General features: G+C 55.4%; 10 protein-coding genes. 6 read left to right on the forward strand and 4 right to left on the reverse strand.

Going from position 1 to position 10,960, the window contains the following annotated elements; all coding sequences use genetic code 11:
* Positions 1–109 precede the first annotated feature (109 nt).
* The 4 genes from tuf to rpsL all read right to left on the reverse strand — a co-directional run bounded on the left by tuf (position 110) and on the right by rpsL (position 4,479).
* Complete coding sequence (tuf, locus tag ACLPGZ_RS09180) at positions 110–1,300, reverse strand: elongation factor Tu (protein WP_009462422.1); 1,191 nt, start codon at positions 1,298–1,300, stop codon at positions 110–112.
* 77 nt (positions 1,301–1,377) lie between these two features.
* Positions 1,378–3,480: an elongation factor G gene (gene fusA, locus ACLPGZ_RS09185; RefSeq protein ID WP_035269563.1), complete on the reverse strand. Its 2,103-nt coding sequence runs from the start codon at positions 3,478–3,480 to the stop codon at positions 1,378–1,380.
* A 17-nt stretch (positions 3,481–3,497) separates the two neighbouring features.
* Entirely contained in the window at positions 3,498–3,968 is a 471-nt protein-coding gene (gene rpsG, locus ACLPGZ_RS09190; RefSeq protein WP_035269562.1) for a 30S ribosomal protein S7, read from the reverse strand.
* 139 nt (positions 3,969–4,107) lie between these two features.
* Entirely contained in the window at positions 4,108–4,479 is a 372-nt protein-coding gene (gene rpsL / locus ACLPGZ_RS09195) for a 30S ribosomal protein S12 (protein WP_003800872.1), read from the reverse strand.
* Positions 4,480–4,899: 420 nt separating this feature from the next.
* On the opposite strand from rpsL, the gene ACLPGZ_RS09200 reads away from it, so the two are divergent.
* The 6 genes from ACLPGZ_RS09200 (at position 4,900) to azu (ending at position 10,885) form a co-directional block, all read left to right on the forward strand.
* Positions 4,900–5,604 (forward strand): response regulator transcription factor, encoded by a 705-nt coding sequence (locus ACLPGZ_RS09200; RefSeq protein WP_009464199.1) that lies wholly within the window; start codon positions 4,900–4,902, stop codon positions 5,602–5,604.
* Between the two features lie 5 nt (positions 5,605–5,609).
* Positions 5,610–6,704: a FecR family protein gene (locus tag ACLPGZ_RS09205; RefSeq protein ID WP_035269560.1), complete on the forward strand. Its 1,095-nt coding sequence runs from the start codon at positions 5,610–5,612 to the stop codon at positions 6,702–6,704.
* Between the two features lie 16 nt (positions 6,705–6,720).
* A complete protein-coding gene (locus tag ACLPGZ_RS09210; protein WP_429641145.1) occupies positions 6,721–8,688 on the forward strand; it encodes a CHASE2 domain-containing protein in 1,968 nt (655 codons plus the stop codon).
* The gene (locus ACLPGZ_RS09215) at positions 8,678–9,472 is read left to right on the forward strand and encodes an AraC family transcriptional regulator (protein ID WP_404832507.1); all 795 of its coding nucleotides are present in this window, start codon (positions 8,678–8,680) and stop codon (positions 9,470–9,472) included. The genes ACLPGZ_RS09210 and ACLPGZ_RS09215 overlap by 11 nt, the downstream gene beginning before the upstream one ends.
* Before the next feature lie 74 nt (positions 9,473–9,546).
* Positions 9,547–10,182: a LysE family translocator gene (locus tag ACLPGZ_RS09220; RefSeq protein WP_035269556.1), complete on the forward strand. Its 636-nt coding sequence runs from the start codon at positions 9,547–9,549 to the stop codon at positions 10,180–10,182.
* A gap of 256 nt (positions 10,183–10,438) precedes the next feature.
* Positions 10,439–10,885, forward strand: a complete 447-nt coding sequence (gene azu, locus ACLPGZ_RS09225; RefSeq protein ID WP_035269554.1) for an azurin — start codon at positions 10,439–10,441, stop codon at positions 10,883–10,885.
* Positions 10,886–10,960: the final 75 nt, after the last annotated feature.

Here is a 10,960-nt window from a genome sequence, read left to right on the forward strand (position 1 = left end):
GACCAGGTTTATCGATGACTCGAAGAAACGCTGACTAAAAAGCACCCCTTTTGGGGGTAGCAAAGACGCGGCGGGAAGGTCTGCACCTTCACACCGCGATCAAGGCTTATTACTTGATGATTTTTGCAACCACGCCAGCGCCAACGGTACGGCCGCCTTCGCGAATAGCGAAGCGCAGACCTTCTTCCATGGCGATAGGAGCGATCAGGGACACTTTCATCGAAATGTTGTCGCCTGGCAGAACCATTTCCTTGTCTTCTGGCAGCTCGATGGTGCCGGTCACGTCAGTCGTACGGAAGTAGAACTGAGGACGGTAGCCCTTGAAGAAAGGAGTGTGACGACCACCTTCTTCTTTGGACAGAATGTACACCTCGGCGTCGAAGTCCGTGTGTGGCTTGATCGAACCGGGTTTGGCCAGAACCTGACCACGTTCCACGTCTTCACGCTTGGTACCACGCAGCAGCAGACCGACGTTATCGCCAGCTTCGCCCTGGTCCAGCAGTTTGCGGAACATTTCAACGCCGGTACAAATGGTCTTGACCGTGTCTTTGATACCCACGATTTCGATTTCTTCGCCGACTTTGATGATGCCGCGCTCAATACGACCGGTCACAACCGTACCACGGCCGGAGATCGAGAACACGTCTTCAACAGGCATCAGGAAGGTACCGTCAACGGCACGCTCAGGCGTAGGAATGTAGCTGTCCAGCGCTTCGGCCAGAGCCAGAACGGCTTGGCTGCCCAGTGGGCCTTCGTCGCCTTCCAGAGCCAGTTTGGCCGAACCCTTGATGATCGGGGTGTCGTCGCCAGGGAAGTCGTACTTGGACAACAGTTCGCGAACTTCCATTTCAACCAGTTCGATCAGCTCTTCGTCATCAACCATGTCGGCCTTGTTCAGGAACACGATGATGTAAGGAACGCCAACCTGACGGCTCAGCAGGATGTGCTCGCGAGTCTGGGGCATTGGGCCGTCAGCGGCCGAGCAAACCAAAATAGCGCCGTCCATCTGGGCAGCACCGGTAATCATGTTCTTGACGTAGTCAGCGTGGCCGGGGCAGTCAACGTGTGCGTAGTGACGGTTAGGCGTCTCGTACTCAACGTGCGAGGTGCTGATGGTGATACCACGTGCTTTTTCTTCAGGGGCGTTGTCGATCTGCGAGTAATCGCGTGCTTCGCCGCCGTATGCCTTGGACAGAACCGTGCAGATTGCAGCGGTCAGAGTGGTTTTACCGTGGTCAACGTGACCGATAGTACCGACGTTGACGTGCGGTTTAGTCCGTTCAAACTTACCTTTTGCCATGATTTATCCCAATTATGTTTTACAGGAAAACAAAAAAATTGTTGAGCAGCCCGCCATAGGGCGGGCTGATATTGCTATTACTTACCGCGAGCGCTGATCACTTCGTCAGCCACGTTCTTTGGAGCTTCAGCATATTGCTTGAATTCCATCGTGTACGTAGCGCGACCTTGTGTTTGCGAACGCAGGCTGGTCGAGTAACCGAACATCTCGGCCAGAGGAACCTCGGCCTTGATGACCTTACCACCACCAACCATATCGTCCATACCCTGAACCATACCGCGACGGGAGGACAAGTCACCCATCACTGTACCGGCGTATTCCTCAGGGGTTTCAACTTCTACAGCCATGGTCGGCTCCAGCAGAACTGGGGCAGCCTTGCGCATACCATCCTTGAAGGCCATCGAAGCGGCCATACGGAAGGCGTTTTCGTTCGAGTCCACATCGTGGTACGAACCGAAGAACAGCGTAGCCTTGACGTCAACCACTGGGTAGCCAGCGACCACACCTGCGGACAGGGTTTCGCGGATACCTTTTTCAACGGCAGGAATGAATTCGCGAGGAACCACACCGCCCTTGATGGCGTCAACGAACTCAAAGCCACCGCCTGCTTCCAGGGGCTCCAGCTTGAGGACAACGTGACCGTACTGACCACGACCACCGGACTGTTTGACGAATTTACCTTCGATTTCGTCGCAAGTCTTGCGGATGGTTTCGCGGTAAGCCACTTGTGGTTTACCCACGTTGGCTTCCACGCCGAATTCACGGCGCATGCGGTCTACCAGAACTTCCAGGTGCAGCTCGCCCATACCGGAAATAATGGTCTGGCCGGATTCTTCGTCGCTGCTGACGCGGAAAGAAGGATCTTCCTGAGCCAGACGGGACAAGGCCACGCCCATTTTTTCCTGGTCGGACTTGGTTTTTGGTTCCACAGCCTGCGAAATCACGGGCTCTGGGAACTCCATGCGTTCCAGAATGATGTGCTGACCGGCGTCACACAGGGTTTCACCTGTGGTCACGTCTTTCAGACCCACCACGGAAGCGATGTCACCAGCAACCAGTTCTTTCAGCTCGGCACGGTTGTTTGCGTGCATCTGCAAGATACGGCCGATACGCTCTTTCTTGCCCTTGATAGGGTTGTAGACCGTGTCGCCCGAACGCAGAACGCCCGAGTAAACGCGTACGAAAGTCAATTGACCAACAAAGGGGTCAGTCATCAGCTTGAACGCCAGAGCAGACATAGGCTCTTCGTCGTTGGCTTTACGATGAATGACTTCACCGTCATCGTCCGTACCTTCGACAGGTGGAATATCCACAGGCGATGGCAGGTAGTCGATCACGGCGTCCAGCATGCGCTGTACACCCTTGTTCTTGAACGCAGTACCGCACAGCATTGGCTGAATTTCGCAGGCAATGGTACGTGTACGCAGACCCAGGTTGATGTCCTCTTCGGAGAGATCACCGTTTTCCAGGTACTTGTTCATCAGGTCTTCGCTGGCTTCAGCAGCCGACTCGACCATTTTTTCGCGCCATTCTTCGGCCGAAGCTTGCAGCTCGGCAGGAATGTCGGTGTATTCAAACTTCACGCCGTTGCTGGCTTGATCCCAGATGATTGCTTTCATCTTGATCAGGTCAACCACGCCTTGGAACTCTTCTTCAGCGCCGATCGGGATAACGACAGGCACGGGGTGGGCTTTCAGACGCAGCTTGAGCTGGTCGTAAACCTTGAAGAAGTTAGCGCCAGTACGGTCCATCTTGTTGATGAAGGCCAGACGAGGCACGCCATACTTGTTGGCTTGACGCCATACGGTTTCCGACTGAGGCTGAACACCACCCACCGCGCAGTAAACCATGCAAGCGCCGTCCAGCACGCGCATGGAACGCTCAACTTCAATAGTGAAGTCAACGTGACCGGGGGTATCAATGATGTTGATACGGTGTTCTGGGTAATTGCCCGCCATACCACGCCAGAAAGCAGTGGTAGCAGCCGAGGTAATGGTGATCCCGCGCTCTTGCTCTTGCTCCATCCAGTCCATGGTGGCCGAACCTTCGTGGGTTTCGCCCAGCTTGTGGTTCACACCGGTGTAGAACAGGATGCGCTCGGTAGTGGTCGTTTTCCCGGCGTCGATGTGAGCCGAGATACCGATATTGCGGTAGCGCTGAATGGGGGTTTTGCGGGCCATGGTTATATGTCCTCAGATTACCAACGGAAATGGCTGAATGCTTTGTTAGCATCGGCCATCTTGTGCGTGTCTTCACGCTTTTTCATTGCACCGCCACGGCCTTCGGCCGCATCGGACAATTCGCCGGCCAGGCGCAAGTCCATCGACTTTTCACCGCGCTTTTTAGCGGCTTCGCGCATCCAGCGCATGGCCAGAGCCAGACGACGGACAGGGCGCACTTCGACAGGAACCTGGTAGTTAGCACCACCAACACGGCGGCTCTTGACTTCAACAACAGGTTTTACATTATTGATGGCAGCATTAAACACTTCGAGCGGATCTTTGCCGGTTTTCTGCGCAATTTGTTCCAGCGCGCCATAAACAATACGTTCGGCAACAGCTTTCTTGCCGGACAGCATGACCACGTTCATGAATTTGGCCAGCTCAACGCTGCCAAATTTTGGGTCAGGTAGGATTTCACGTTTGGGTACTTCGCGACGGCGAGGCATTTTAATTTCCTTGTGACTATTCAGTTGAACCGCTTTTCGCGGTCTCGGTCATTCATGACAAATGACCACTTACCTACCATGGCACTCAGGCCACGGTTGCACGGATCCAGATCAGTGAACTGATCGATGGATACATGGATTACTTGGGACGCTTGGCGCCGTACTTGGAGCGGGCTTGTTTACGATCCTTGACGCCTTGCAGGTCAAGAGCACCGCGAACAATGTGGTAACGCACACCTGGCAAGTCTTTAACACGACCACCACGGACGAGAACGACCGAGTGCTCTTGCAGGTTGTGGCCTTCACCACCGATGTAAGAAATGACTTCGAAGCCGTTGGTCAGACGCACTTTGGCGACTTTACGCAGAGCGGAGTTAGGCTTCTTGGGGGTCGTGGTGTATACACGGGTGCAAACACCGCGGCGTTGTGGGCAGTTCTCGAGCGCAGGGCTCTTGCTGCTAACGCGGCTGACTTCGCGCGGTTTACGCACGAGCTGGCTAATGGTTGGCATGACCTTTACGTATCCTATAACGTACTTTACGTACTGGTTGACGTATATGTTTTGAAAAACGCCGTCCAGTTGGCGGGTATTGAAACCCTGGACCGGAAGCGGCATTGCGCAATACCACTCCCCATAAAACACGAAAAAGAGCGGTCTTGCACATGGCTTGGGCTTGATTTCAAGCACTAAAAAAGTGCCCGCAGCCCCTAAATTCAGGGCTGCCATCAAATTACTGCAAGGTGTACCGGCAAAGGATCCTTAAAGTAAGCTCTAAAATTTACCACAGTAAACCCTTATAGGTCAACGATTTGGACACCAATCCGGCAGTTTCCCGTTGTCACGGCACACGCATGGAAGCACTTGGTCACTCGCTATCTACATATCGTTATACTGCAGGGCTATTGCACTTCTGCGACAAGGACAATACCCATGATCATCGCTTCCCTGGAAGACGACCTCGTCCAGGCTGAACTGATTGCCCGGATCCTGACCGAGGCTGGCTATGAATGTCGCTCCTTTCATCAAGGAAAGGACCTGCTGGCCGCTCTGGCCAAGCCACATAATTTCGGTTTATTGCTACTGGACTGGGAACTGCCGGACGTCAGCGGCCTGGATGTGTTGCGTTGGGTTCGCACCACACTGGGCCATGCCCTGCCCGTCATATTCCTGACCAGCCGTACCCAGGAAGAGGATCTGGTCACGGGTTTACAGGCCGGAGCCGACGACTATATTAATAAGCCCGTACGCAAGGGAGAGCTGGTTGCGCGCGTCAATGCCGCTGTGCGCCGTCTGGATCTGAGCACCTCGGCCACTCAGGACAGCCGCTTTTCGTTTGCAGGCTACGATATCTTTCCTGAACAAGGCCATATTGTGCTGAACGGTGAAACCGTTACTCTGGCGCCCAAAGAATTTGAATTGGCCCTTTTGCTGTTTCGCAACCCCGGCCGCCTGTTCTCGCGTGATGTTTTAAGCTCCGCGGTCTGGAACCGGGAAATTCCGGCTACCTCCCGTACGCTGGACACTCACCTGTCCAACATACGCCGTAAACTCCAGTTGCGACCCGAAAACGGGGTACGCCTGACGGCGTCTTACGCCCTGGGCTATCGCCTTGAACTTTTGACCGACCCTAGCTGATTTCTATGATTACTTTGCGTATCGCCGCGCCTCTCGTTTGCGGCCTGATTTGGGGTGGCGTCGTGTCAGCCCAACCTTCTGGCGCCCGCGGCGAAAATTTTGTCTATAAAGTGCTGGCCGGTGACACCTTGCTGGGCATCTCCCAGACCTACACCCGCCAGGACCGCAACTGGTCCGAAATTCAGCGACTGAACGCGGTGGCCGATCCCTACCGTCTGCCTATCGGCAAAGAACTGCACATCCCATTTCGCATGATTCCGGAGGTGCCCGCCCCCGCCCGTATCACTCACCAGACCGGCCAAATTCTTGTGAACGGTCAAGCACTGGGTGCAGGAACGACTCATTTGCAAGAAGGCGACCTGATCCGCACAGGCAGCAATGGCTACCTGACGCTGGAGCTGCAAGACGGCAGTCAACTGAGCGTACCCGCACAGGCATCCTTGAGCGTGGCTCGCATGCGTGCCTTTGAAGGCACCGGCCTGACCGACTCGATCATCGCTCTGGACGATGGCGACGTGGAATCACGCGTTTCCCCGGAAAAAACCGGCGTAGGTCGCTTTGAAGTCCGCACCCCTGTCAGCATTACCGGTGTACGTGGCACCGAATTGCGTGTGCGTACTCAACAAGGCATGGCTCACAGCGAAGTGCTGGAAGGCCGCGCAGAATTGGGAACCCAGCAACGCAGCACCCCCACCGCCCTGAAGCAGAATCAAGGGGCCGCTGTAGGCACAGATGGCAATATCATGGCGCTGGAGCCTTTGTTGCCCGCTCCGCAGATCTCCACGCCCGAGCGTCGCGGTGGCCAATGGAACAGCACGATTCAGGCCGTGCCCGGTGCCCAGGCCTATCTGGTCCAGACCTCTACCGACCCGCAAGGTGCCAAGCTGCTGTCGCGTAACATTACGACAGATACGGATATTCAGTTCGGTGCCTCGCGTCCCGGCACGTACTACGTTACTGTTCGTGCCATTGACCGCCATGGTCTGATGGGCCCGGACACAATCGAAAGCTTTGAAGGCGCAGCCAGCCTGACCAGCTCGGATGGCCAAGCCGTGGTCAGCAATTTTGGCGATCCAATCCTGCTCTCTCAGTTCGAGTAGCTAAACGGCGTACGGCATGAGCAGCCCAGCCCCCAGAAACAACAAGCTACTCTCTGACCGGATTCGGAAAGAGTGGCATCTGGTTTCGGGCTTGCTGATGCTGCTGACCTTATTGTTCAGCTCCCTGCGTGACGACTTCGCGCTGGGCAAGCTGAACAACCTGATTTACGACTTCACCATGGCGGCCGCTCTTCCACAGGCTGCGCCCCCGGATATTGTCATTGTCGCGATCGACGACTACAGCATTGCCAACCTGGGCTTTTGGCCCTGGCGACGTATCAACCATGCCCAATTGCTAGGCCGTCTTGAACAGGCTCGTGCTGTCGGCATCGATCTGGTTTTTCAGGAGCCCAACCCGGCTTACCCCGATGATGACCTGGCTCTATCCGAGGCCATACATCATCACGGACGCGTTGTGCTGCCAATGATCTATGACACTCAGCGGCAGGCCGTGCATACCGCCATTCCCGTGCTCAGCCAGGCAACCAAAGCGTCAGGCTACATCAATATCGAACCTGATTCAGATGGAGTAGTGCGCCGTGTCGCCCTGCAGCAGACGACCCCCTTGGGCCGTGTGCTGCCGCATTTCACGATTGCCATGTTGATGACAGGCGGAGATGTGGATCTGGCCCTGCAAGCCCTGGACTCCAGTCAGAAAGACATTCCCCACATTCCCTTTCTGGGCCGCAGCGGTCACTTTCGGACCTTGCCTTACTTCAATGTCCTGAACGGCGATATTCCGCCCTCTTTCTTCAAGAACAAGTATGTGCTGGTAGGAGCCTGGGGCAGTGGACTGGGCGATACCTTTCCTACCCCTTTGTCCAAAGCCGGCATGAGCAGCATGTCGGGCGTTGAGATCCTGGCCAATACCTTGCAAGCCGTACGCAGCAATCATTGGGTGCGCACCCCACCGGCCTGGTTCATTGCGCTGGCCAGCTGCCTGCCAGTCCTGCTGGCATGTCAGGTTCTGATCTATCTGTCGCCACGCGCCACCTTGCTCAGCCTGATCGGGCTGGTCTTTGCAATCCTGCTGGTGAACTGGATCGCCATGCATGGCTTCAATCTGTGGATTCCGCCACTGGCCAGCCTGATTACTGTTCTGTTGGCCTACCCGCTATGGCACTGGCGCAGTCAGGAGGCTGCCCTGAATCAGGTGACCGAAGAACTGAACAAGTTGCAGCTGGAATACCCGGATGTCAGAACTGCTCTGAACGAGCGCCTATCGGGCTTAAGTACACGTAACCTGCCTCATCGTCTGACCCAGCTGCATAAATCCATCAATCTATTGCGCCAGGCTCAGACCAAGCGTGAAGAGACTTTGCGCTTCATTTCGCATGATATGCGGGCGCCCCAGAACTCCATCCTGGCCCTAACGAGCTTGCAACGTCAGGATGACAGCAAGCTGCCGCCAGATCAGTTTCTGCACAAGATGGAAGGCTATGCCGAACAAACGCTGGAACTGGTGGACAACTTCATCAGTCTGGCACGGGCCGAAGCCATGGAAATGGTACTGAGCCCGCTGAACCTGTTTGATCTGCTGGCAGACTGTCTGGATGACGCTTGGGCCAGCGCCAGCAAGCGCTCTATCAGCCTGAACTTGAACGACTCGGAGCTGGTCTGGGTGAACGGCAATGCGCCCATGCTGCGCCGCGCCTTTACCAACCTGATTCAAAACGCCATCAAGTACGGACCGGATGGCAACCAGATTGATATAGACCTTGTGCTGGGCAACAACAGCGTTCAGGTATTCGTCAAAGATCAGGGCTGGGGAATTCCGGCAGAAAATCAGGCGACGATTTTTGAGCCTTATCATCGAGCCCACGAAAATACCGAAGGTGCACCTTCGGGTAGCGGACTAGGTTTGGCCTTTGTGAAAACCGTGATCAACAAACACGGCGGGGATATTGTCCTGGACAGCACGCGTGAGCAAGGCTGTACCTTTATCGTCTCCCTGGCCACGATTACTATCTCCGATGAAGACTGAATTCTGGCGCGATGCCGCCCTGCCCTATGTAGAAAGCCGACGTGCCTGCAACAGCCGGATCTGCTATCAGGAACACAGCCACCCCACCTACTCGATTGGCGCCGTTGATGGCGGTGGCAGCGTCTTTACGGGCGCACCCGGCGGCCCGGTCCAGCTTGCACCAGGCTCTCTGGTCTTTGTCCCTGCGCACCGCAGCCATGCCTGCAATCCTTTGCCAGATCAGTCCTGGAGCTATCAGATGCTGCATCTGGATGCAGGGTGGCTGGAGCAGCTTTGGCAGGAAAGTACAGAGTTCAGACTTCAAGCCCAGGAGCCCATCCGCGTTAGTCACGAGCCGCTGCTTTATGCAGCCTACTGTGACTTGAACTCGCTCTTGTTTTCAGCCGCTCCTCTACTGAGCAAAGAAGCAGCCCTGATCGACTTTTTGCTGCATCACGGCTCAACCCAATCCCAGCCTTTGGCACCCGCTCCCCCACCTAGCCCCATCTTGCAGAAAACCCTGGATCGCTGGGTTGAAGGCCAATTAGCCACTATCCCCCTGCACGAACTGGCCCAGGAAACCGGTTTTAGCCGCTACCAGCTGATTCGCGCCTTTCGTCGCCATACCGGCCTGACTCCACAGCGCTGGCAATTGAATCAACGTATCAATCTTGCCCGAAACGCCCTTCGCCAAGGTGACGAGCTGGCTGATATTGCCTATCGCCTGGGCTTTGCCGACCAAAGTCATTTTCAGCGTGTCTTCAAGCACTACACCGGTGTCACTCCGGGCCAGTACCGCAGTTAAAGCGCGCGCACTTTTATTCAATACGGCACCCACGCTTCTGGTCACACTGCAGTTTTGCTCCTGGACGTACCGCCGTGTCCTTGTTCTTGCTGATCGCCAGCACCCATTTCCTGGCCCTGCTTTCCCCCGGCCCCGATTTTTTCCTGATCGCCCGCAGCACCCTGGCCCATGGACGCTGGGTCGCAAGCGGAGCGTGTGCCGGTGTCGCCCTGGCCAATGGCCTGTACATCAGCCTGGCACTAACGGGCTTTGCCCGGATAAGCACTGGCAGCCCTCTCTTTGTGCTGCTACAGGGCGCTGGAGGACTGTATTTACTGTACTTGGGCGTGACGTTCCTGCAGGTAGCCCACCACACTGCTGGGCAAAGGATCAAGGCCTCTGAAGCCTCTACAGGTGGCTGGTGGCATCACGCTCTGCTTGGTCTGCTCTCTGGGCTGCTGAATCCCAAGAACGCCTTGTTTTACGCCAGCCTGGCCTCCGTACTGGCCAGCAGCCGCGCTGGCACCGGCCTGCACATCTTGCTGGGTCTGTGGATGTTTTTAATTGTTCTGCTCTGGGACTTGTTCATCACCGTTCTGATCGGGCACCCGCTTTGGCAGCAGCGTATACAAAAGCACTTGCCACGTATTGAACAACTCTGTGGCCTGCTGTTGTGCCTGATTGCCGCTGCCGCCCTCTTCAACGTGGCTCAACACTTGGTCACAAACTAAACATCCCGAAAAGTGAAACCTGATCTGCACCGCCGTCAAGCTACCTGAAGGTGATAGAGTGAGGCTGTTAGAGCCACATCAAACGATGGGAAAACAAATCATTTACGGTCTCGGACGCGGCGGTATAAGCCGGTAAAATAGTCCGGGTCTTTGTTTTGTTAAGCACCTTGAGTGCGCTACAGTCTATGCTGTAAGAACGGAACAACACCCCCCGTGTCCCGTTCCTTTTTTTGTCAGTTTTCAAGGAGTTACTAGAATGTTTGCCAAAATCGCTTTCACAGCCGTTCTTGGATTGGCCAGCGTGCCTGCTTTTGCTGCTTGCGACGTTACCATCGAAGGCAATGACTCCATGCAGTTCAACACCAAGAGCATCGTTGTTGACAAGACATGCAAGGAATTCACAATCAACCTGAAACACACTGGCAAGCTGCCTAAAGCAGCCATGGGCCACAACGTCGTTATCTCGAAGAAAGCCGATGAAAGCGCTGTTGCTACCGATGGCATGAAAGCCGGTCTGGACAACAACTACGTTAAAGCCGGTGACGAACGCGTGATCGCTCACACTGACGTGGTTGGCGGTGGCGAAAGCACCTCCGTAACCTTTGACGTCTCCAAGCTGAAAGAAGGCGAAGACTACGCATTCTTCTGCTCCTTCCCAGGTCACTGGAGCATCATGACTGGCGAAATCAAGCTGGGTAGCTAAGCGCATCCGCTTGTAGCCGCCAGACGGCCATAAAAAATCCCCACGTGGCCTGGCCATGTGGGGATTTTTTTTAAC

Origin of the sequence: Alcaligenes sp. Me129, assembly GCF_050487245.1 — a bacterium.
Classification (GTDB): Bacteria; Pseudomonadota; Gammaproteobacteria; order Burkholderiales; family Burkholderiaceae_B; genus Alcaligenes; species Alcaligenes phenolicus.

Excerpts from the sequence above, each read along its gene's own strand:
- rpsG (WP_035269562.1), bottom strand. The coding sequence starts at position 3,968 with ATGCCTCGCCGTCGCGAAGTACCCAAACGTGAAATCCTACCTGACCCA.
- rpsL (WP_003800872.1), bottom strand. The coding sequence starts at position 4,479 with ATGCCAACCATTAGCCAGCTCGTGCGTAAACCGCGCGAAGTCAGCCGC.
- ACLPGZ_RS09205 (WP_035269560.1), top strand. The coding sequence starts at position 5,610 with ATGATTACTTTGCGTATCGCCGCGCCTCTCGTTTGCGGCCTGATTTGG.
- ACLPGZ_RS09215 (WP_404832507.1), top strand. The coding sequence starts at position 8,678 with ATGAAGACTGAATTCTGGCGCGATGCCGCCCTGCCCTATGTAGAAAGC.
- tuf (WP_009462422.1), bottom strand. The coding sequence starts at position 1,300 with ATGGCAAAAGGTAAGTTTGAACGGACTAAACCGCACGTCAACGTCGGT.
- ACLPGZ_RS09200 (WP_009464199.1), top strand. The coding sequence starts at position 4,900 with ATGATCATCGCTTCCCTGGAAGACGACCTCGTCCAGGCTGAACTGATT.
- azu (WP_035269554.1), top strand. The coding sequence starts at position 10,439 with ATGTTTGCCAAAATCGCTTTCACAGCCGTTCTTGGATTGGCCAGCGTG.
- fusA (WP_035269563.1), bottom strand. The coding sequence starts at position 3,480 with ATGGCCCGCAAAACCCCCATTCAGCGCTACCGCAATATCGGTATCTCG.
- ACLPGZ_RS09210 (WP_429641145.1), top strand. The coding sequence starts at position 6,721 with ATGAGCAGCCCAGCCCCCAGAAACAACAAGCTACTCTCTGACCGGATT.